Below are 24,249 nucleotides of genomic sequence, written 5' to 3' on the forward strand. Positions count from 1 at the left end.
GGAAAATATTTTATATGATTTGCGCTTACGGACGACGGTTGTCAATACCGTCGATCCGCGCATAGTCATTGTCGATATAGACGAAGAAAGTCTTGCTAAAGAAGGCCGATGGCCCTGGCGCAGAGATAAGTTGGCTTATTTGGTCGATATGCTGTTTGATTATTACAACATTAAGTTACTAGGTTTCGACGTAGTCTTTTCCGAGCCCGATAGCAGCGCAGGCATTGAGTTGTTGGAAAAAATGGCATCCGGCCCGCTGCAAAAGGATGCCGATTTTTTATCAACGCTGGAAACGATGCGTCCGCAGTTGTCTTTTGATGACATGTTTGCCAAAAGCCTGGAAAACAGGCCTATCGTCTTGGGTTATTTCGCCAGCCATATAATCGAAAAAACTCCGGAAGTGGGTATGTTGCCAACTTCTTTGGCGGCGGCCGATGGATTACCCTTCAGCCCTTTACTGTTCAAAGGGCAAAGTTATGCCGCTAATCTGCCGAAATTGCAATCTGCGGCTATGTCAGGTGGTTTTTTTAACAACCCCAGCGTTGACGAGGATGGGGTTTATCGAAGACTGCCACTGTTAATCAATTATAACCATCAGCTTTATGAAGCATTGTCACTGGCGTTATATAGAACCTTGCTGGGCATGCCGGAGATCAAATTTGTCACTGGCGAGGGTTATGGTGGTGAAAACAATATCGATAGCCATCTGGAAGGTCTGGACATTGAAGGTTTTCATATCCCTGTTGACGACAGCAGTACTCTTTTAGTGCCTTACCGCGGACGACAAGGCAGTTTTCCGTATGTGTCAGCAACCGATGTGCTTAACGGCGTTGCCGACGTAGAAAAATTAAAAGATAAAATTGTTATTCTTGGCACATCGGCAGCGGGTTTGCTCGATTTACGGGTAACACCGGTACAAAACATCTATGCAGGTGTTGAGGTACATGCAAACATTCTAAGTGGATTACTCGATCGAACTATTAAATCCAGGCCCAGCTATATTCTGGCGATTGAACTAAGCGAATTACTATTGATTTGCCTGATTGCTGTCTTGGTATTTTCCCGCTTACCCGTATTTTTATCCGCCATTATGTTCGGCGTATTGCTTGTCGGTGGAATAGCATTCAATTTTTACTGTTGGGCGATTTGGAACATCGATACTCTATTAGCAACTCCCATCACACTATTAACTGCCTTGTACGGTATCCAACTATTTTTCGGTTTTTTCTTCGAAAGCCAAAAGAAAAAACAACTGGGCAACATGTTTGGCCAATATATTCCGCCCGAACTGGTAGAGCAAATGAGTCAGTCGGATGAACAATTTTCATTAAAAGGCGAAAGCCGGGAAATGACCGTGTTATTTTCCGATGTCCGGGGCTTTACCACTATTTCTGAAGGCATGGAGCCACAAGAACTGTGCGAGCTGATTAACGGCATTTTAACCCCGGTAACCCGCGTCATACATGAACACAACGGCACTATCGACAAATATATCGGCGACGCGATCATGGCTTTTTGGGGGGCTCCAATGCACAATCCTCAGCATGCCGCCTACGCCGTAAGGGCGGGGCTAGCCATCTTGCAGACTTTAAACACCATTCAACAGGATTTTAAAGCCAAAGGTTGGCCGGAAGTTGATATAGGCATAGGTCTTAACACCGGCAAAATGAGTGTGGGCAATATGGGCTCGCAATTTCGCATTGCTTACACGGTGATGGGTGATGCGGTCAATTTGGGTTCCCGCCTGGAAGGACTCACCAAGCAATATGGCGTAAAAATGATTGTCAGTGAAAGCACGCTTATGGCGGCTCCTGAATTTACCTACCGGGAACTCGATATAGTACGCGTTAAGGGCAAACACAAACCCATTACTATTTATGAACCGCTGGGCGCAATAGAAGACATCAGTCCCGAACAATTACAGATTCTCGAGCTGTTGAACCAGGGTCTGCACAGTTATCGGCAACAGCAATGGGGGGCTGCGCAAATCATTTTTGAACAACTGGCAAAACAGCATCCAAATGATAAACTATACTCAATTTATCTAGAGCGTATAGCCTATTACCTTGAATACCCCCCGGAAACCGGCTGGGATGGCGTGTTTACTCATACCAGCAAGTAATATTTCAACTATGGTTCGCAATTTCCATAACGCAACTTAATGGAATTGACTAACAACCGATACAAATAATTAAAACTTAAAGTGAAATTATTGCGATGAAAATCAACCCAAAACAAAAGCTTGTACGACGAATACGCGCTGGTAATCCGCCAATTCGCAGACAAAGTTTGGCGGTTTGCTGTCGCGAAACCACCCTACACTTGGCTATTTTAGCAGTACTTTACCCTGCTCTTTCATATGCTAACCCGGACGGGGCGCAGGTTATCAGCGGGCAAGTCAGCATAGACACCGCTACGCCGGGCTTAACCACCGTCACCAACAGCCCCAATGCGATTATCAACTGGCAGAATTTCAGCATCGGCCAAAACGAACTCACCCAGTTTATCCAGCAAAATGGCCAAAGCGCAGTGCTTAACCGCATTATCGGCCAAAACCCCAGCGAAATTTTGGGGCAACTGGCCTCCAACGGAAAAGTTTTCCTAATCAATCCGAACGGTATCGTGTTTGGCGCAGGCTCGGTGATTGATACCCAAGGCTTGATTGCCTCCAGCCTTAACTTGAGCGACCAGGATTTTCTGAATGGAAACTACCATTTCATGGCCGGTTCCGGCGCCGGAAACATCCGTAATGAGGGCATCATCCGTGCCGGGAAAGACGGCAATATTATTCTTATTGCTCCGCAAATCGAAAATAACGGCATTATCAAAAGTGATGGCGGATCGATTACCCTCGCGGCAGGTCAGGAACTGACTATCACCAATCTGGATAATCCGGATATTCGTTTTCAGGTTCAGGCGCCTGCTGACAGCGTGCTTAATCTCGGCAAACTGTTATCTGAAGGCGGTGCTATCAACGTGTTTGCCAGCACCATCAAGCACAGCGGCGAAATCAACGCCGACAGTGTTCAGGTAGACAAACAAGGCCACATCCAACTGGTTGCCCAACAGGATATAACGTTAGCCCCCGGCAGTAGAATATCGGCCAATAACAGCCGTGGCAATGCGGGCTCTATCCATATCGACAGCAAAACCGGCACCACCTTGGCGTATGGCACTATCGAAGCCCAAGCTACCCAAGTCGGCAAAGGCGGCAACATAGAGCTTCTCGGTGAGCGGGTTGGCGTACTGGATCAAGCGCATATTGACGCCAGCGGCGAAAACGGCGGCGGAGAAATTTTAATCGGTGGTGATTATCAGGGCAAGAATTCCGCTGTACACAATGCTAAAGCGACTTATATAGGTAAAGATGCAATTATTAAAGCCGATGCCAAGACAACCGGTAACGGCGGTAAAGTCATCGTCTGGTCGGATGAATCTACTCGGGCATACGGCGACATCAGTGCCAGGGGCGGCAGCCTGAGCGGTAATGGTGGCTTTATTGAAACCTCCGGTCATTGGCTGGATATAAATGGTATTAAAATCAATGCTTCCTCAGCTAACGGTCAGGGCGGCGAATGGCTGCTTGACCCCTTCAATCTGGTAGTTAACGGCTGCACTGGGGGTTGTATAGTGAATACGGGGGGATTATTCGAATCGAATGGCGGTCCCACGGATGTTTCTGCCACCGACATTGTGAACCTGCTGAACACCGGCACCAGCGTTACCTTACAAACGGGAGCTGGTGGCAACATCGATGTCAATGTTCCCATCATCAAAACCAATGTTAATACCGCGTCACTCACCTTAACCGCCCAAAACAACATCACCATCGCTGCCGCCATTTCCATCAATAGCGGAAATCTTGATCTAAACGCAGCAGGCACGATTGAAAGCAGGGAGAACTTAACCGCCGCTAATATTAGCTTTAAAGCCAGTGATATGAATCTGCTAAGCGGCTACACAATCAATGGCTCCAACTCTGTTAGTCTATTAAGCAGCAATATTACTTGGCTTGGCAGCACCGGTCTCAACAGCGGCAAACTTGAGTTGAGCAGCACCGAGCTTAATACCATCACCACACCCGTTCTGCGCATAGGCGATATCAATAGCGGTGCCATTGATATCAAGTCAGCACTGGCACTGGCGAATCCTACTACACTAAACCTGACTTCCGGCGGTGCGATCACCCAACAGGCTGGCGCAACAATCGCCACATCTTCACTAAGTGCATCAGGGGCCTCAGTGACATTAACCGAAGCCAATCCGGTAGGAGTGATTTCCGGTAAGGCTACCGCCGGTGACTTCCGGTACCGCTCTTCCAACCAACTAACAATATCCACAGTGGATGGCGTTAGTGGAATTACAGCGCCTACTGCCAATAATATCGCCTTGGAATCCGGTGTAGGTATTAATCAACAATCCGGCGCCAACCTTAGTGCAGGTGGTCTAGCGTTAAAAACCGTCGGCGCGGTTAATTTGTTTAATACCAACAACAAAATAAATAAAATTGCCGCCGATTTAAAAGTAGGTGGGCTAGGTTCGGGCAGTTTTGACTTTTTCTCAAGCAGCAACCTTAGCGTGGACAGTGTGCTATCGGTTGACGGCTCCACTTTGTTGAACGGTATCACTACCAATAATCAAGATATCGATATTTCTTCCAGCACCCTAAGCATTAATCAACCTATAAATGCCGGCACTGGCAGCGTAGATATTGCAACGGATACGCTGACATGGGATGCTTCGAGCAATGGCAAAGTCATCGCCAGTGATTCAGGCATTCAAACTTATACTCCGGGCCGTCCTATTACTGTCGGTGCGGCATGTATCGGCGGAGCCGGGACTTGTCTGAGCGTAACTGAGCTGTGGAGAATATCCGCCGCTGCTATTGGTATCGGCGCCGGCGATTTTAACGCAATCAAACATAACGCAGGAGACATTTTTGTTGCAGGCATCACCTCCGGCAGCTCAATCCTCACTGACAGGAATGCCTTAACCACCCGTATCGGCTTAGTCACTGGCGCCGGCGTAACACAAAGCGCGACCGCGATTGACGTACAGGATCTGGGCATCAAAGCAAACGGTACCGTGCTGCTCAGCGCTGCCAATAACATTACTAATCTTGCTGCCATAACCCTGGGGCAGGACTTTACCTTTAACAACGCGAAAGGGTTAAACGTCATACAAATGATCGGCGGCACTGCTCCTGACAATTACAATGTAAACGGCATTCTCACCAACAATGGGAATGTTTCGCTAACTACCCTTACAGGCGGCGTGAATGTTCTAGCCCCAATCAATGCCGGTAGCGGCAGCATCACTATCGCAGCCAACAATAGCGGCATCCTTGATATTAACGCTCCTCTTACTGCGGGTTTGGGCAGAATCAGTCTGACAGGCGGCTCGCTGATTGGAAGCCAAAACGGCTTACTGATGCCTTATTTTAACGCAGCAAGCGGAACTGTTGTTCCTGCAGTAATCGTTTCCGCCGGATTAACTGAAACCTATACCGATTCTCTTGAAAATATCAACTCAGTCATTCTGGGAACAACGCAACCGCAAACCAGTAACACAAACTTAATTGAAGATAGCGGCAACGACTCTACAGATTCCACTGAAAGCAAAAACAAAAATTCCAAGCAGTGCACCAAATGATAATCCATCCGTCTCCTCACTATAAAACTACGATGCCTATCCAACTAGCCCGAGTTGTTAAATGTTATGGCTTATGGCTGTGCTTGACAATTTTCGCCCTGCCCGCCTATGCGGCAACTCAAGTCGTCGGCCATATCAGTTTTGTGAAAGGCAGCAACGCCGCCCAGCAACCCGGCGCTGCGCCGCGCATTCTCGGCAACGGCACCGAGATTTTTCAGGGCGATAATATCCAGACAACCGAGCGCAGCTTTGTGATTATTGAATTTACCGACGGTGCCAAAGTTACCGTGCGTCCTAACAGTAACTTTACCATTGATCATTATGACAGCCAATCTGCTAACAAAAACGCACAGTTGGTGTTACATCAAGGCGGCGTTAACGCAAGCACCGGCGATATTGCCAAGGATAACCCTGAAAGTTTCCAGATAAAGACGCCGACCGCCACAGTTAAATCCCAATCCGAAAAAGCTGAATTTAATGTACGTATCTGCGATAAAGCATGCGCAGAAAAAGAAACCGCCAGAACCGAGCAAAGCGTAGTGGCTCGCGTAGTTGAAATTAAGGGTGAAGTGAACGCAATAAACCGCGCCGACAAGAATGCAAAAGAGCGTCCCCTCTCATTGGGCAATCCCTTGTATAACTCAGATTCAATTATTAGCGAAAAAGACAGCTATGCGCTTTTGGTATTTCCTGACGGTGAAAAAGTTACGCTCAGAGCCGACAGCGAATTGGAAATTAAAAAATATAATTATCAGATTAAAGGACAAAAAGATCGGATTTTATTTCGTTTAGTCGCCGGGGGGCTGCGAGCCATGACCGGCAGTATTGGCAAAAACGATCATGACGCCTTTGCCTTGGATACGCCGGTTGCCACTATCGGTATCAGAGGCACCATTACTGACACTTTTGTTAATCCTATAACGGGTGAATTTATCCAATTAACACGGGAAGGGGAATCCTATGTTAATCAAGATGGCGTAATTACGAACGTGCCCGAAGGATTTAAATTCGTCAAGTCCGAAGAGACGCCAGGGACAGTGCTCCCTGTGCAACCGGGTGATACCAATCTTCCTGAGCCAGGGCCGGAAACAGATAAGCACGATCCCCAAAAAGTCCATGAGGATAAGCGTAACGTCGAAGGTGGAACGATTACTGAAGGAAAGAGTGGCAAAACATCTGTCGAGACTAAGGATGGTACGCCTCCGAAAATAGTAAAAGAGGGCGAAACAAATGCTGATGGCAAAACATCACCATCCGAGAACCCAGGGGAAACGGACTCCAACAATAATTCGTCCGAGAAGGGGGATTTATTTTCCGATGAACCCAGCAACTCGCTGGATGGTTGTTAATGTGACTGTATAGGCATTGCAATGCCTGTACGCGAATAATGCAGATAATAATTCGGCTATACAACACACACGCTCATGAAAAAACGACAACAAACAAATACAATTCATTGGCTTGTCCGCCAAGCCAAAATAGCCTTATTCGCTGCCTGTTTAAGCCTAATCTCCCAAGCATTCTGTCTGGCTGCTGCACCGCCGGAATTCAAGTTTAACGTTAAGCATTTTTCGGTTGAGGGCTTGTCGCCGCTATCCCAATCGTTTATTGAAGAGCATTTTAAGCCGCTGCAAAACAAATCATACTCGCTTAAAGAACTACAGGAAGTCAGTAAGGCGCTTGAGCTGATTATTCACGAACAAGGCTATCCGTTTTATCGGGTGATAGTGCCACCGCAAACACTCTCTACCGGCGATGTAAAGCTGCAAGTCATCTCCTTTACTTTAGGTGAAGTCGAAGTGACCGATAACAAGCACTTTACCCGGAACAATATCATTGCGAGCTTACCGGTTCTTAATAAGCCTGAATCGCCTAATACGCAGGATTTGGCCGAAGCGATTAAAGTGGCCAATAAACACCCCTCGAAACAGGTACAAGTCATCTTTAAACCCAGTAAAACTCCCGATAAATTGGATGCTAATGTTGCTGTGACCGAACACCGACCCTATCAGGCGGCTTTAATTGTCAATAATTACGGGACGCAGTCCTCGGGTGATTACCGGATGACCGGCGTACTTCAATACAGTAACTTATGGGGATTGGATCATATCGTCAACGGCAGTTATTCGACCTCCCCGGATCACGCCGATACCGTCCAGCAATACGGCGGCAGTTACAGTCTGCCTATCTATCGACTCAAAGGCTGGCTGAGTGCCTATTATGCCAATTCATCAGTTAATACCGGCACGGTGGCAACCGATTTAACGGTAACCGGGGCGGGTGAAATGTATGGCATCCATTATCAGCAATTTTTACCCAAATTGGGCAAATACGAGCATAGTCTGGATTTAGGCATTGATAACCGCTATTTCATCAATGATGTTCTATTTTTCAATACTCAGGTGGGCACTAATGTCCGCAGCGCGCCGTTTAGTGTGCTTTATAAAGGCGAATATCCCTGGCAAAACACCCATACCGGCTATTATGTACAGTGGGTGGGTAATACCAACTTCGGCGGGCACAATACCAATGCACATTACCAGGCGTCCCGCCTTAATGCCAAGCAAAACTGGGATTTATTGCGTTATGGCGGGAATTTTTCGGTTAATGTTAAAGACTGGCTGATGCAAACCAGCCTTAGCGGTCAGCATAGTCACAGCCCGCTGATAGCCGGAGAGCAACTCGGCATTGGTGGCAGTTTTGATGTGAGAGGATACGATCAACGCGAAACCGGAGCGGATAGCGGTGAAATTGTAAAATTTGAAATTACTACGCCCGTTTTGCCTGTCCTAGACGCAGTCGAAGGTCAAAAAGTCAACCTGTTTGCCTTTTATGATTATGGACACGGTCGTCTGCAAAGCACAACGCCTGGGCAAATCAAGGACTGGAACCTGAGCGGAACAGGAATTGGCGCACACTACCAATGGCGTGAAAACTTCATGGGCAATATTGCCTTTGCCACGGCGTTGGACACTGCTGAAGCGGGAACCACCAAGGCGGGCAACAATCGCATCCATGCCAATATTGTATTTAAATATTGAAGGCTTTAAAGGTTTGCGCATGAGTATCAAAATAATATCAATATTTATCAGTTTTATTCGATACAAAAATCCCCAGTGCAACGATTTACCTCGATAGTAATATGCGACAGTTTGTTAACGCCTCCGCCGCAAAACTCTTTTAACAGCTCTTTGTAATATTCCGGCTCTTTTGGATTATGTGATACTAAGGAGATGATGATGGCAAAGTGTCCGGGCCCTACTCGCCAAATATGCAGGTCCGAAACACGGTTATCTGCGTCGCTTTCTATTTTTTCCTTGATAGCCAATTTATCTTTCAATGCGATGCTTTCATCGAGTAATACCGGACTGGTTTCCCTCATCAAAGAATAAGACCATTGAGCAATAATCAGAGCGCCAACTATGCCCATAATCGGGTCAAGCCAATTCCAGCCGTAATATTTACCTAGCACCAGAGCGATTATAGCCAACACTGAAGTCAACGCATCGGCAAGAACATGCAGATATGCCGCCTTAAGATTATGATCATGGTGGTGACTATGACCATGTGTATGGTCATGATGATGGCGATCTTGAAGCAGCAACGCACAAATCAAATTGATGAATAAACCAAACCCTGCAACGGCAATAGCCTCATTAAAATGAATTGTGTGAGGATTGGCTATGCGTTGGCCCGACTCTATCAGCATTATCAACGCTACAACACCCAAGGCCACGGAACTGGTATATCCACCCAAAACGCCCACTTTTGCTGCGCTAAACGCAAAGGTATGATCATGCGCGTGAACACGGGAATAGCGATAGGCAATAATAGCGATCATAAACGCGGCAACATGCGTCCCCATATGCCAGCCGTCGGCAAGTAGCGCCATCGATCCAAATAAAGCACCCGCTGTTATTTCCAGGATCATCGTTAAAAAAGTTAGAGCAAGAACCAGTTTGGTTCGCCGCTCCCCTTTCTTATTAATGACTGAAAAATCGTGATTGTGTTTCAGAAGATTTAATGTGTCTGTATGCATTCCGAACCCTATTTTCCTAATGGATAAATCTAAGAAAATCAGTTAGATTTGGTATTTTCGTGCTGTCGAAAGAAGACAGGCAGGTCTTTTTATAACTCTATTTTAACAGTCATAATAAGTGCAGAAATCGTATTTTATAGAATAATCATTGTCTTTGATAAAAATTAGTCTTCGATGTCCAACGCAAATCAAAATAACAGGCATAAAAAAAGGGTTATCATTTCTGATAACCCTTCTATTAATGGCGTCCCCAGGGGGGTTCGAACCCCCGTTACCGCCGTGAAAGGGCGGTGTCCTAGGCCACTAGACGATGGGGACTAAAACTGGTTTAGTCAGCCTGCACTTAATTGTAAATTTTTATACCCTAAAATCATAAAAAAAGGCCTATGAGCATAGGCCTTAATATATGGCGTCCCCAGGGGGGTTCGAACCCCCGTTACCGCCGTGAAAGGGCGGTGTCCTAGGCCACTAGACGATGGGGACTAGAACTGGTTTAATCAACTTTATTGGTGGAGCCAAGCGGGATCGAACCGCTGACCTCTTGCATGCCATGCAAGCGCTCTCCCAGCTGAGCTATGGCCCCAGTAGCTGAGAAACGGTATTGTACAGTAATTACCGATTTAATCCAATACTAATTTAAGTTTCTTACATAGTTTATGGCTCGCTGAATTCTAGCCAAGGTTTTTTCTTTACCCAACAATGACAATGTCACGTCAATTGCCGGGGAAACCGCCGAGCCGCAGACCGCTACACGCAAAGGTTGAGCAACCTTGCCCAGACCCAGGCCCATGGTTTCGGCAAGATTCACCACAATCTGATGCAACGTCTCGCCCTGCCATTCTGTCACAGCAGTAAATTCATCGTGCAACCGCGCCAAAACTTCATCCGAGCCGGGAGTGAAATTCTTTTTAGCCGCTTTTTCATCATACGACTCAAAGTCTTTATAAAAATAAACGCTGGCAGCAGCCATTTCAACCAATGTTTTGCAACGTTCACGTTGCGCCTTGACCATATCGACAAGGTTTGGCCCTTCGGAAGGATCGATGCCCAATTCGCCCATATGCCAACTTAAATGACGCGCCACATGAGCCGGATCGCTATTCATAATGTATTGATGATTCAGCCATAACAGCTTTTCGGTATTGAATGCAGACGCAGAGACATTGACATTTTCCAAAGCAAAATGCTCGACCATTTCATCAATAGAAAAAATCTCCTGATCGCCATGCGACCACCCCAGACGCACCAGATAATTCAGCAACGCCTCGGGCAGATAGCCGTCGTCACGAAACTGCATCACACTGACTGCACCATGGCGTTTTGAGAGCCTCGCACCATCCGGCCCCAGTATCATCGGCAGATGCGCGTATTTGGGTAGTTCCGCGCCCAATGCCTTAAGAATATTCATCTGCCTGGGCGTGTTATTGATATGATCGTCGCCGCGAATAACATGCGTCACCTTCATATCCATATCGTCAACCACCACCGTTAAATTATAGGTCGGCGTACCGTCGACTCTGGCGATAATCAGATCATCCAGCTCTTTATTGGCGACAACAATATCGCCTTTAATCAAATCAGGAATAGTCACCACATCGTCAACGGGATTTTTAAAGCGTATCACCGCTTCCCGTCCATCTTTCGGCCCCACCAAATTCCTGCATTTGCCGTTATAGCGCGGCTTTTCCTTGTTAGCCATTTGCTCGGCACGCAACTGCTCCAGTTCCTCTTTACTGCAATAGCAGTAATAGGCATCGCCTTGATCCAGCAGTTGCTGAATAATCCCCTTATACCGATCAAAATGGTGGGTTTGATAAAAAGGCCCTTCATCATATTCCAGCCCCAACCAAGTCATGCCTTCCAAAATAGCATCGACAGATTCCTGCGTTGAACGCTCCAGATCGGTATCTTCTATTCTTAAAATAAACTTTCCGCCATGCTTGCGTGCATAAAGCCAGGAAAACAACGCAGTGCGGGCACCACCCACATGCAGGTAACCCGTTGGGCTCGGGGCAAAACGTGTTTTTATACTCATTGGATATTATTTCGTTAATAAAATATTGTTGGGATTTGCGGCGGGTGACCTTCTAGTGCCACCCTACCATCATTTTAACATCGTTTTTTCACAGCGATGCCCGTCATAATCACTTCAACTTTAATAAGATTCTTATTTGCAGATTTTTATTTGTCCTCAAACATCAACTTAACCCCTACTTATAGCGTTAAACTATTTTATCTATCCATATAAGCTATTAAAAATCGGTAAATCAGTCTTAATACGCAACAATAAACGGCCATATACATTTTTTGTTTTTTAATCAGTAATAGGTGGTCACACTTATTTTATAAATAATTAGTTTGTTATAGCATTTAAACGTTATTAACGCCCTACCTGATTATTTTATGATTATTTATTTAGAATCAATAGAATACTAGGATCAACACGATGGCTACTGTATGACATTGCGTTATCTGAAACGATTTGTTAACAAGGAGTACTCCATGAAAAAGACACTTATCATTGCAGCAGCTATTACATATATACTCATATCGGGTTGCGCTTCGCAACCGACGAGCACTTTCGAAACCTTTCGCCCCCAAGATTTAAATGGTTTGATCTCTTCAGGACAATATATACAAAAAACCGATAACTTTTATGTCATCAACGATTCCTCATCATCAATGGCGGATAAATATCTTGGCGCAGACTTCCCGGCCCAGCCCTCCCCTACAAAATTTTCCGTTGAAAAAGAAATCCTGAACAGAATAAATCTGACCATCCCCGACCTAAAGCTGACAGCCGGCATCCGCAGTTTCGGTTTCGGCCCTTGTTTGGGCTGGAAATTTACCCGTCTTAACCTGCCCCTGATCAGCTACTCAAAACCGCCTTTCGGTAGCGGCATAGATACAATGACCTGTGCAAGCGGCGGTACACCTCTGGATAGCGCCATTGAAGAAAGCGTCAAAGACTTATCAACCACGACAGGTAATATCGCCATGCTGATCCTCAGCGATGGAGGAGTAGATACTGACCCTGTCCCAGCCGTTAAATCCTTAAAACAACGGTATGGCGACAGACTATGTGTTTATACTGTCTGGGTAGGAAATAAACAAGACGAATACGGACAAACCGTATTAAATCAACTTTCAGACGTTGCTGGTTGCGGCTTTGGCACCACCGCCAACCGGATTTCCAGCCCCGAGGGCATGACCAATTTTGTCAAAAGCGTTTTCTTAAAACCCGGTACGCTGCCGCTTACCGACTGCTCAAGGCAAGACGATGATGCCGACGGTATCGACAATTGCAGAGATAAGTGCCCGAACACTCCAAAAGGCGCTCATGTTAATCAATTTGGCTGCTGGATTGTCGATATAAAATTCGGCAATAATCAAAGCAATATCAGACCGCAATATTATTCCGAACTCGACAATGCGGCTACCGTAATCAAAAACAATCCCGGCGTCAACATTGAAGTACAAGGCCACACCAGCAGCACCGGCACAGTGGAACACAACCAGAGATTGTCCGAGCGCCGAGCGCTGGCTGTTAAAAATTATTTAAGCCGCAAAACTCATGCAGGTGGATTGACTGTCCGCGGCTACGGTTTGACCCAACCTATCGACACCAATGAAACCGAAGCAGGTCGCTCCAACAACCGTAGAGTGCAGTTGGAAGTACTTAAATAACCTCACTTGCGGAAATTCAGGTATTTTAAATATAAATAAAGGGCGGTTAACTCCGCCCTTTTTTAATTACCAAAAGGTCCTACGTATCTTCATACACAGGCTGTCCGTTATTATAAGACAGGCAAAAAGTAAACATCGCTGTTTCGCGCCCATCTGATAAGATCGGATACCGGCATCGGCCGTGCGATGCCGTATCCTTGACCAGATTCACAGCCCATGGCAAGTAGAGCTTCGAAATGCTCCATAGTTTCTATACCCTCCGCCACTGTTTTGAGGCCAAAGGCTTTCGCCAACGCGATAACACCCTGCACAATGGCGTTATCGCCTTTATCCACTAACATATCGCGTACAAAGGATTGATCGATCTTGAGCGTATCGATCGGCAACCGGTGCAGATACGTAAGTGAGGAATAGCCGGTGCCAAAATCATCCAGAGCAAACCGCGTTCCCATCACCCGACAAGCTTCGATGGTCGCCGTGACCGTAGTAAAATCTTCAAGAGCCGCGGTTTCCAGTATCTCAATATGTAAACGACCGGATGGCAATCCAGGATGCGCGTTGAACCTATGTTTGAGATACTCCACGAACCCCTCGTATTGCAAGTGACAAGCGTCAATATTGACAGAAATATCCAGGATAAGACCCTCTTTGCACCATTGCATAAGTTGACCTAACGCGGTGTCGATGACCCACTCGCCTAACCTGATTTCCAGTTCCGAATTGCGGATGTCAGTTAGAAACTCACCCGGCAAGAGCAAACCGCGTTCCGGATGATTCCAACGAATCAGCGCTTCCACGCTAACAACTTCTCGAGTAGACAGATCGACCTTAGGCTGATAGTAAAGCTCGAACTCCTGTTTATCCAACCCCTGCTGGATCCGCAGCATAGCCTCTTGGTAAATACGGCTTTGCCGATCATGTGTCGGATCGAACAGATGATAGCGGTTTTTGCCCGATTGCTTGGCGATATACATGGCTTGGTCGGCATGACGTAACAGCACGTCAGGGTCGTTATCATCACCTGGGAAAATACTTACCCCAATACTGGCGGTAAGAGAATTAGAATGATCCTGAATAGAAACCGGCAGGCTAATACTCTCATGCAACCTCTTCAAGGTTGCGATACATTCTTCTACGTGATTTAAATCCGGTAGTAACACTACAAACTCATCACCACCCAGGCGAGCGATGGTATCACCCTCGCGAAGGATGTTGCTGATACGCCGGGCAACTTCAACTAAAACACTGTCGCCGGCCTGATGCCCAAAAGTATCGTTAATGGGTTTGAAGCCATCAAGATCCAGATAGCAAACGCCCAACATTTTCCGGTCACGTTTGGCTTGAGCGATAGCCTGTCTCATGCGATCAGCCAGCAGCAGCCGGTTGGGAATGCCGGTCAGGGCGTCATAATGGGCGATGCGTTCTAATTGTTCCTCATGATGCTTGATCTGACTGATATCGGAGGAAATTCCAATATAGTGGGTTACGATACCTTGAGTATCGGTAACGGCAGAAATGCTACGCAATTCAGGATAACATTCTCCTGTCTTGGTGCGATTCCAAAGTTCGCCGCTCCAGTATCCGGTCGTATTAATTTCGTGCCACATTTCAGCGTAGAACGGCTGATCATGATGTCCCGATTTCAAAAAACGAGGATTCTTACCCAAAACCTCTTCGCGCGTATAGCCGGTTATGCGGCTAAAGGCGGGGTTAACATCAATAATGTCGCCTTGCGCATCGGTGATCATGATGCATTCCAATGTGTTCTCGAAAACTATCGATGTCAGATGCAGCTTGTTCAGTGACTTTCTAAGCAACAATTGGTTACGCACCCGCAGCAAGGCAATGTTGGGGCTGATCGGCTTGGTGATATAATCCATGGCCCCCAGTTGCAGGCCAAGGGTTTCGGATTCTTGGCTGGACGCCGCAGTCACGAAAATCACCGGAATATCGCGGGTAAGCGGATTTTCCTGCAACCTTCGACATACTTCGTAACCGTCCATCTCGGACATATTAACATCAAGCAGAATGAGGTCGGGATATGGAGAACACTGGGCGATATCCAGTGCTCTGGGACCATTGCCCGCAACTTTAACCCGATAATCCTGCTTTAACAGTGAAACCAGTAATTCCTGGTTATCGCGCGTATCATCGACTATCAGAATGGTGGGACGTGGATACTCTCGATCCGATACTTCAATTTTTCCCATTTACTGCCCCCATAAGCGTGTTCAAAACCGTTCGGGCCTGAGGATAGTCGGTATCAAGAATATATTGGCTCAGCGTGTTGTATTCTGCTTGTTTGTCATCCGGCAAAAGAATTTTGAGCCGCTCGAGCAACTCGTCGTCGATAAAACTGTCTTTAGCAAGCAAAGTGTCCAGTTCAGCCATAACTTGTTGAAGCGTCGAGCCATCCACGGACGGCGGAGCAGCAATAGCTTGTTGAGCTGGTAGTTCGGCAAGGGTTGCCATTGTTCTATCGAATATCCTAAGCCAGTTAGCAAGCGTCGTAGCATCATAGTGTCCGCTCTCAAGTTGGGCGTCCAGCGCGGCGCTTGCCCGATGCAGATCTCTGGCGCCCAGATTGCCTGCTGCACCCTTAAACATGTGCAAACGTTTTTTTGCCGCTTCCATATCACCTTCAGCGATTTGAGCGGCAATAGCAGGCGCTTCATCGACATACCGCTCCCGGAACACAGTCAACATACGCACCAATTGCTTCTGGTTACCACTCAACATGATCATGAGGTCACTTAACTCGAAACCTGGCAGCTTGTCTGCCAGATCGGACCAGGCTTCCCGGCTTGCTGGGGGAGTGGACGAGGTGCATGAAGGGTGGGCAGGTTTGACCCAACGCAACAGAGTATCGATCAGTTCCTGTGGCTTTATGGGTTTCGCAACATGATCGTTCATGCCGGCTTCAAGACAGGCCTCACGATCATGCTGCATGGCCGCCGCAGTCATGGCGATGATTGGCAAGTTAACGCAGCCAGGTAATTCGCGAATACGCTGGGTTGCCTCGTAGCCATCCATTTCCGGCATTTGTAAATCCATCAGCACGGCATCGAAATTTTCCCGCTTCACCCACTGTACCGCTTCGCCGCCGTGGTTGGCGATGCTGACGCGCATACCTGCCTTCTCAAGGAACTCACCCGCCACCTGCTGATTAAGTTCGTTGTCTTCCACCAACAGGATACGGGCATTTCGTAACGGGCGGGCGGCTTCATAAGGATCAATCTGTGTTACCGGAATCTTATACTCTTTACCTTGATAGTGATAAACATGGAGGATAGTGTTGAGCAAACTGGAAGGCACAACCGGCTTGGTAAGGATGGCGTTGAGATGGATTGATGAGCTGATCGCTTCCTTCAGCAACAGCTCCTTGCTGTGTGCTGTCACCATGATAATGGTAGGTGGATGCTTCAAGTTGCCTTGACATTCCTCTCTCTTCAATTCCTGAGCAAGCTCCAGCCCGCTCATACCCACCATCTGCCAGTCCGCCAACAGCAAATCGAACGGTGTGCCGATTTGTTCCTCTTTTTGGATCCGTTGTATGGCCTCTTCCCCAGATAGCGCTGTCGTAACATGGAGCCCCCAGGATTCGAGGATGTTCTTCAGTATGAGGCAAGAAGTTTCTTGATCGTCGACTACTAAAACACGGGTACCCTTGAGGTGATGACTATCCTGGCTCCAGTTGTAAGGCCGCCCCTTCCCGCAACAGATAGTGAATGAAAAAATACTGCCTTGCCCCAACTGGCTGGATACATTGATGCTGCCGCCCATCAGTTCTACCATTTGTTTACTGATAACCAGACCGAGCCCAGTACCGCCAAACTTTCGGGTAGTTGATGCGTCAGCCTGGCTGAAAGGCTGAAACAGATGCTCGATGACTGCTTTATTGATGCCGATGCCGGTATCGCGCACACTCAAGCGCAGCAACAAATCGTTGTCACTGATTTCATCAATCTCCATACGAACATGAATCTCCCCCTTAGGGGTAAATTTTACGGCATTGCTGAGCAGATTAGTGAGTACCTGCTGGATACGCAACGGGTCGCTCACCACGGTCAAGGGAGTTTCCGGCGCGACATCCAGGAAGATTTCCAGTCCCTTATCTTCGGCTTTGGCCACAAACAGATCGGATACACCTTGCAACATCAGGGTTGGGTCGAACTCGATGCGCTCTATGTCCATCCGTCCCGACTCGATCTTGGACAAATCCAGAATATCGTTGAGTATGCCCAGTAATGCCTGGGATGAGGTCTGGATTTTTTGCAGGTAATCCTGCTGTTTCGGCGTCATTTCTGTTTCTGTCGCCAGACGGGTCAGCCCGATGATCGCGTTCATCGGAGTGCGTATTTCATGCGACATGTTGGCAAGAAATTCGCCCTTGCTGCGGCTGACGGCTTCCGCTGCCTGCTTGGCTTCATAAAGTTCCTGCTCGACACGCTTGCTCTGGGTAATGTCCCTGGCGATCTTGGATGTGCCGACGACATTGCCCGCCTCGTCAACAATAGGTGACAGAGTCACGGACACATCAATCGGCGAACCATCCTTGCGCAACCGTATAGTTTCGAAATGGTTAACCCGCTGCCCTTGGGTGATTTTCCCTAAAATAGCCTTTTCCTCATCGACTCGATCAGGAGAAAACAGCTTCAACATGGAATTACCGATCATCTCCTCGGCGGTATAGCCGAACATGCGTTCGGCGCTGGCGTTCCAACTGGTGACGATGCCTGCCAGATTCTTGCTCATAATCGCATCGTCCGACGACTGTACGATGGCCTCGAACTGGCGGCTCGTGCTTTCCGTCTGTTTTCGTTTTGAAATATCCTGGAGAAAGCCGACGAATATGCTGCGATTACCCAGATTGACCTCACCCACATTCAGTTGCATCGGAAAGATCGCACCTCCTTTGCGTTTTCCGGGCACTTCCCGCTCAATACCGATGATATTGCTCCTCCCTTCTGCCAGGTATCTTTTGATGTAGCTATCATGCTCAGTGTGATAGGGTTCCGGCATAAGTATGTTGATGTTTTGTCCGATAACTTCTTCCTGGGAATAAGCAAAAATAGCTGCACTGGCTTGGTTGAATTCTTCAATGCGCCCTTGCTCATCAATCACTACAATCCCAATGGCTGAGGTGTTGAACAACGCCCGCAAACGCGTTTCGCTTTCTTGTAGCGCCGCTGTCGCCCGCCTGTGTTCGGCGATGGTCTCGCCCAGCTCCTTATTGAGCGCCAGCTCACGCGCCTCGGACTTCTTAATGTCCCTAAGCTCCTTCTCGTATCGTTGGCGGTAGCGGTGCATGGCCTCAATCGAAATGGATACGATGAGACCATCCGACAGGAAAACCATGTTAGGCCAAAAACTGGTTTGCAAAACTGCCCATGAAAAAGAGTAATAGGGCGGGGTCAATATAAAGGTGGCAAAAGCTAGGCCGATCAGCGTGGCAAAAAATCCCGTTCGGTATCCTCCGGCGATAGCGGCAAGCGTGACGGGTGGAAAAAAGACTACATACTGTAAGCCCGCATTGACGGGGGCGATGGCCAAGCGTAGCAACAAAGCCAACATCATCAGCACAATGGCCAACAAATAGTAGCGGATGCTGCCGGGCTTCAATGAGGCCGGGAAAAGCAAGCGCCAGACCCGCATCGCGGCGGCCACGACTTTTGCCAATGATTTATTATTTTTATACATGGTTATGATACTTAAGCAAAACTCGGGATTCACCCCCTTAGTAATAACATTATAAAATATAACCTTATTTATTGAATAGAAATAGTCTATGCCAGTGAAAAATACGAATTCTCACTACAGAGTTTTCAAATTCAGTTAATTACTAAAATAGCTACGAGGCTTATTGAAACTATGGTGTGACGGGAGTGCAGGCTTGGCTTGCCAGTGGCCATGATGAGGACAAAGTCTTTTAATGGTTAGCAACTAATTCAAATTGAAAATGCTGTACGTGGATATACATTAACTTTTTCGTCGACTATCAGTCTAATTCGGGCCATCCGTGTTCTGTTTTCTGGCTACCAAGTCTTTGTGCCTAAATGATTAAAATAAACCCTAATTAATGCCTTTTTCAGTTTATGATTCAAAAATCCATAAGCCTGAAGCCAGCTATATCCTTATCCGTCACTAACGCATTGCAAATACCCAGACCGAAAGCTAGCTCATGTATATGCCATATTGAAGCCGGCCCGTAATCGACAGGAACTCTTAAAAACTTGGCTTGATTTTCAGGATTAATAACACAGCGATTCAATCCTAAGCCAATTCCACGTCCCGTGGCTTTAACAAAGGCTTCTTTGCGAGTCCAAAATCGGTAAAACTCGAGTATTTTTTGAGCTTCCGGGAGTTTGTTCCAGTAGGCGATTTCTTCTTCGGCGAAACATTTCTCAACCAAACCAGCCAGACTGGCTCTCGGCTTACAACTTTCTATATCCACGCCCAACTGACAGTTCCAGCCCACGGCAATCACCAGCGTGTCTGCTGAATGGGACAGGTTGAACGCCAATTCAGGCGTATCGGGAAGATAAGGTTTGCCATGTTCGGCTTTATTTATCTTTATCTTTTCCGGCGACTCATTAAGCGTTTGGGCTAATATATTTCTTAAGCGGCCATGCACTTCTACATAGCGTTTATGTAGCAAATCAATTTTAATTCTTCCTGCATGGGCTTGCTCGTCTGCATCCAGAACGCGCCAGTAGCTTTGATAATGAGCGTTTTCGGCGGAAATATTACCGTGCCATATTTGGATTGTGTCAGTATTCAACTCAATATCCTGCAAATTAACGCCCAACAACAGCCCGCCCCTCGCCCCGGCGATCACTGGCCGCAGTCAGTTGATGCGTGGTTTTACTCCACTGCACAGCCTGCATATCGCCGTAGCTGTAACGCGCTTCTTTCAGTTGATGGCCCATTGCAGCCAGGCCAACAAGCTCATTTGCCGCTATTGCGCCTTTTTCATATTCAACCACATCGGGTATAAATTGATGATGGAAACGCGGCACTTGCACCCATGAATCCGGATCATTGCCTTTTGCAAAATCCAGAGCAGCTAACAATACCATTGAAATGATACGACTGCCGCCGGGCGTTCCCAACACCGCAACGTTATTGCCGTCGTCAAGAAAAGTGGGGGCCATGCTGGACAACATACGTTTGCCCGGCGCGATGGCGTTGGCGATACCGCCTATCAGCCCATAGCCGTTCATGGCACCGGGCTGGCTGACAAAGTCATCCATTTGATCATTCAGCAACACGCCGGTTCCATCCGCAACCAAACCCGCACCAAACGGAAAGTTAATGCTTAATGTGGCCGCAACCCGATTGCCTTGCTCGTCAATAATCGAAAAATGCGTAGTATTGACGCCCTCGGGTTGCGGCTGAATTTCACCCGACAACATGGCGCTGGGTAACGCTTTATCGGGACGCAAACTGCTGCGCAACCCGGCCGCATAATCTTCATTCAGCAAACGCCTAACCGGCATATCGACGAAGTCCGAATCTCCCAGATACAAGGCCCGGTCATGATAAGCGCGGCGCATGGCCTCGACGATAAGATGCTTTCGGGTCGGTTCGTCGGCCTGTTTTAAATCGTAACCAGACAGAATATTTAACGATTCAATCAACACAATGCCGCCGGATGACGACGGTGCGGCGCTGGTAATTTTTATGCCGCGATAGTTTCCCTTTACCGGCTCCCGCTCGACAACGTGATAAGATTCAAGGTCTTGTTTTGTCCAGATGCCGCCGGCCTTGTTAACGCCTTTCACCAATTTATCGGCTATTTCGCCATCGTAAAATCCATCCCGGCCTGAGTCGGCCAGTTGCTCTAATGTGTGGGCCAAATCCGGTTGCCGAAGTATTGAATAGGCTTTGGGAACATCGCCATTGGGCAGAAATATCCGTGCAGTTTGCGGATGCTTTTTTATCACCTCAGCCCTGACTTTAAGCAATTTTCGATACCGTTCGCCGATCGCAAAACCGGTCTTGGCGGCCCTGATCGCAGGTTGCAGGCTTTCCTCCAGCGGCAAACGCCCATATTTTTCCGATAGATGCACCAGAGCCGCAGGCATGCCGGGAATAGCGGCAGCTAATGCACCGTCAAGCGATAAGCGGGGAATCACCTTGCCTGACTTATCCAGATACATAGTCTGATGAGCCGCTAAAGGCGCTTTCTCACGCCCATCAATCATGATTTCAAAGCCATCTTGTTCCCTGTGCAGCAACCAGTAACCGCCGCCACCCAGACCTGAACCCGATGGCTCGACAACCGCCAACGTCGCGCTGACCGCCACAGCCGCGTCGAAAACATTTCCGCCCTTGCCCAAGATTTCAAAACCGGCCGCAGTCGCTAAAGGATGCGCACTGGCAATTGCAGCCTTGGTTCCATCGGCATAAACCGCTGAGACTCCAAAAACAACCGTTAATAGGAATGCCGTGTAATACTTTTTTAACATTACTTTCTCTGATCAAATTTAATTTGCGTCATTAAACCACATTTGCAAGAACGCGCCAGTTTGATGCACAGCTGGTTTTTCAGGGTTATCGATAAAGTTTTGGATGTTGCTACACTAAACTGGACACACAATTTAAAATATTGTCAAAAGAGTGTGATTCCAAATGAGCCAAGGAAACAACAAAACCAATAAAGCCGAATTCAGATCCTCAGCAGCTATGGCGTCTGGAAAAGTGTAGACACATCAGTTTCGCAAGCAAGCCTCCAATCGACGTTTGGTATCCTAAATAGATAGTGGGTTAAAGGGCTTATGCTTTGCTGCCATTGACCAATATGGCTTAAGCAAACCTCTTCTTTAACCTCCAAAAAGCAACAGCGGAAGCCAGTACCATCCCGCAAGCAGAACCAATCAGTATCAAACCCAGAAACAAGGTTTGCCTAAACGTATAATCCACCAATTCTTTGCCGCCGGCTTGGGTTTGACGGATCACCGCGTCCAACCGGGCTGACAATCCGTCAAGCTTACCGGGAACCAGAGTCTGGTCGAAAGCTTGCAACAATTTCACCAAGTCTTGTGCGGTGGCGTTGATCTGCGCTGCGGCGGCAGTGTAGTCGTTGATACGGAAAGGCTCGGCGTTCGGGTTAGATGGGCTGGCTTGGAGTTGCCGCAGCACATCTTGAAAAGACTTTAGGGTCGTAGTGGACGCATTGGACATCTGTGTGCCTGCGTCCAGTGCTTTCTCGGTCTGTGCGGCGAGGCTGGTGAGTCCCGGCTGTTGAGTTTCTATGACTTGGACGATCTGTTGGCGCTCGGAGCTGATGAATTCTGGCAGGCGCTCCGCCGTTTGGCTGAACCGGTCTGCCGATTCGGACAGTTGGGTGGTATTAGCCAGCAGCTTTTCCATCTGAGGCATTTCCGCCGTATGCATGATCAGTAACTCGGTTTCCCAACGAATCAGGGTCGGCATGTGCCGGGCTAGGAATAAACCGCGTTCCGCGAACAGCCGGGTGTTGGCCAGTTCACGGGTGGCCGGGTCGAGCCCCGTCAACGGGTCGATGGAGAGCAGATTGAAAACACTACTCGTTATTCCTGGGCGGGAATTGCGATTACTCTGCGCAACTTCTGACGCGAAGCCAAGCGATCCGAAATCACTGGGTGAACGCACATTCGGATGTTGCTCGTGCCAGGTTTTGATGGCGGCACGCAGCTCCGAGAGCTGTTCTTTTTTTAGCGTCGTCGCGGCGATCCGCCAAATATCCTTCTCCACCTCTTGAGAGGCGAGTAGATAGGGTTTAGCTGATTCGCCGTAGAATTTGGGTATCCAATAATCCTCGACATTCATCCGGTTCAAGCTGGCGAGGATGGCCATGTCGAGGAGGTTGGCATAAGTATTGGCCCCGGTGGCAATGGCCAATATATCGTTGGTAGTGGTGATGCGGCGGCTCAGAAGGGTACGTCTTCGGGTGGCCTTATCATCTTCTCGCTGCAACTTGCCGATGGCGAGATTGAGCGATTCGATAGAATTGTCAGCAAAGCGGAGCAACTGGGATTGCAGTTCGACGGGGTCGGGCGCGCCGTTTTCCTCGTTGAGCGAAAACATAGAGCGGATACCTTTTTCAGGCAACTCCAGGGTACTTTTAAAAAAATTGCAACCGCTCACACCACAGACCAAGGCGAGTAGCAGAATGACTTTGGGTACCCATCTAAAGGCATCCGGACAGAAAGACTGATGCACTGCGCGCATGAAGGTATGAGCTCCTTAGGACATTTCCGATTAACGACAGCGTATTAGATTACCGATTATTTGAGACCGAACAATCCCGGAAACGAGGGTGTAAAAATATCCGTGTAAACCGCAGTTAGAAAATCTCATTCATCCGGTCTTGATAAAGAATCATAAACCGATTGAGTGCGGACTTCCAGTCGCGGATGGGCATGGATCATTTCTTAGCCGTCTGATGAATGGAGAGATACACCACCTTCAAAGCCGACTGATCGCTGGGAAACAACTTGCGCCGCTCGGTGGCTTTATGGATTACGCTGTTCAAAGACTCAATGGCGTTAGTGGTGTAGATCACTTTGCGACTCTCATCGGGACAATCGAAGAAAGCAATCAGGTTAAGCCAATGCCGCCAGGAGGCGCAGATGCTGGGATACCGTTGATTCCTTTTTGTTGCCGTATTGTACGGCTATAAAAATAAGCGGTTACACGTATTTATTTACACCCTCCAATAAGGTCATACTGACCTTGAAACATGTCGATTGACGATCAATTGCACTCAGCCTTTAAGACAGATTGAGAATTTTAATGCGTTTTTAAGATGCTTTTCGCTGTTAAAGAGAATAAATTCCGCAAGAGACCGGAATAAAGTGAGGATATAACCTATGAAACCAAAACAT

Annotated in this window: 12 protein-coding genes, 3 tRNA genes and 1 pseudogene; 5 read left to right on the forward strand and 11 right to left on the reverse strand. The window is 47.7% G+C overall.

The genetic code is table 11. The features are described 5' to 3' along the window. From EPO18_RS08525 to EPO18_RS08540, 4 genes are all read left to right on the forward strand, one after another. A partial coding sequence (locus EPO18_RS08525) for a CHASE2 domain-containing protein (protein WP_292432936.1) occupies positions 1 to 2,122 on the forward strand: 2,122 nt, incomplete at its 5' end. 167 nt (positions 2,123 to 2,289) lie between these two features. Then, on the forward strand, positions 2,290 to 5,652 hold the full coding sequence (locus EPO18_RS08530; RefSeq protein WP_292432937.1) for a two-partner secretion domain-containing protein: 3,363 nt from the start codon (positions 2,290 to 2,292) through the stop codon (positions 5,650 to 5,652). Further along, the gene (locus EPO18_RS08535; RefSeq protein WP_292432938.1) at positions 5,649 to 7,001 is read left to right on the forward strand and encodes a FecR family protein; all 1,353 of its coding nucleotides are present in this window, start codon (positions 5,649 to 5,651) and stop codon (positions 6,999 to 7,001) included. Before EPO18_RS08530 ends, EPO18_RS08535 begins: the two co-directional genes overlap by 4 nt. Before the next feature lie 75 nt (positions 7,002 to 7,076). After that, positions 7,077 to 8,693, forward strand: a complete 1,617-nt coding sequence (locus EPO18_RS08540; RefSeq protein WP_292432939.1) for a ShlB/FhaC/HecB family hemolysin secretion/activation protein — start codon at positions 7,077 to 7,079, stop codon at positions 8,691 to 8,693. Positions 8,694 to 8,746: 53 nt separating this feature from the next. Here EPO18_RS08540 and dmeF read toward each other — a convergent pair whose 3' ends face one another. The 5 genes from dmeF to gltX form a co-directional block, all read right to left on the reverse strand. Beyond that, the gene (gene dmeF, locus EPO18_RS08545) at positions 8,747 to 9,691 is read right to left on the reverse strand and encodes a CDF family Co(II)/Ni(II) efflux transporter DmeF (RefSeq protein ID WP_292432940.1); all 945 of its coding nucleotides are present in this window, start codon (positions 9,689 to 9,691) and stop codon (positions 8,747 to 8,749) included. Between the two features lie 242 nt (positions 9,692 to 9,933). Then, a tRNA-Glu gene (locus tag EPO18_RS08550) sits at positions 9,934 to 10,009 on the reverse strand. An 89-nt stretch (positions 10,010 to 10,098) separates the two neighbouring features. Beyond that, positions 10,099 to 10,174 (reverse strand) — tRNA-Glu (locus EPO18_RS08555). Between the two features lie 24 nt (positions 10,175 to 10,198). Beyond that, positions 10,199 to 10,274, reverse strand: a tRNA-Ala gene (locus EPO18_RS08560). Between the two features lie 48 nt (positions 10,275 to 10,322). Then, the gene (gene gltX / locus EPO18_RS08565; protein ID WP_292432941.1) at positions 10,323 to 11,726 is read right to left on the reverse strand and encodes a glutamate--tRNA ligase; all 1,404 of its coding nucleotides are present in this window, start codon (positions 11,724 to 11,726) and stop codon (positions 10,323 to 10,325) included. Between the two features lie 467 nt (positions 11,727 to 12,193). Here gltX and EPO18_RS08570 point away from each other — a divergent pair, with 467 nt between their 5' ends. Beyond that, the gene (locus EPO18_RS08570) at positions 12,194 to 13,378 is read left to right on the forward strand and encodes an OmpA family protein (protein ID WP_292432942.1); all 1,185 of its coding nucleotides are present in this window, start codon (positions 12,194 to 12,196) and stop codon (positions 13,376 to 13,378) included. A 110-nt stretch (positions 13,379 to 13,488) separates the two neighbouring features. On the opposite strand, the gene EPO18_RS08575 is transcribed toward EPO18_RS08570, so the two are convergent. From EPO18_RS08575 to EPO18_RS08600, 6 genes and pseudogenes are all read right to left on the reverse strand, one after another. Further along, positions 13,489 to 15,588 carry a two-component system response regulator gene (locus EPO18_RS08575; RefSeq protein ID WP_292432943.1) on the reverse strand — a complete coding sequence of 700 codons (2,100 nt, stop codon included), beginning with the start codon at positions 15,586 to 15,588 and terminating at the stop codon, positions 13,489 to 13,491. Continuing rightward, positions 15,575 to 19,078, reverse strand: a complete 3,504-nt coding sequence (locus EPO18_RS08580; RefSeq protein ID WP_292432944.1) for a PAS domain S-box protein — start codon at positions 19,076 to 19,078, stop codon at positions 15,575 to 15,577. Before EPO18_RS08580 ends, EPO18_RS08575 begins: the two co-directional genes overlap by 14 nt. Before the next feature lie 400 nt (positions 19,079 to 19,478). After that, complete coding sequence (locus EPO18_RS08585; protein ID WP_292432945.1) at positions 19,479 to 20,159, reverse strand: 4'-phosphopantetheinyl transferase family protein; 681 nt, start codon at positions 20,157 to 20,159, stop codon at positions 19,479 to 19,481. 16 nt (positions 20,160 to 20,175) lie between these two features. Next, positions 20,176 to 21,849, reverse strand: a complete 1,674-nt coding sequence (gene ggt, locus EPO18_RS08590) for a gamma-glutamyltransferase (protein WP_292432946.1) — start codon at positions 21,847 to 21,849, stop codon at positions 20,176 to 20,178. Positions 21,850 to 22,186: 337 nt separating this feature from the next. Then, positions 22,187 to 23,593: a hypothetical protein gene (locus tag EPO18_RS08595; RefSeq protein ID WP_292432947.1), complete on the reverse strand. Its 1,407-nt coding sequence runs from the start codon at positions 23,591 to 23,593 to the stop codon at positions 22,187 to 22,189. A 115-nt stretch (positions 23,594 to 23,708) separates the two neighbouring features. Further along, positions 23,709 to 24,014: pseudogene (locus EPO18_RS08600) on the reverse strand (transposase); the annotation flags it as partial. Positions 24,015 to 24,249: the final 235 nt, after the last annotated feature.

The organism is Methylobacter sp. (assembly GCF_004322395.1).
In the GTDB taxonomy this organism is placed as follows: domain Bacteria; phylum Pseudomonadota; class Gammaproteobacteria; order Methylococcales; family Methylomonadaceae; genus Methylobacter_A.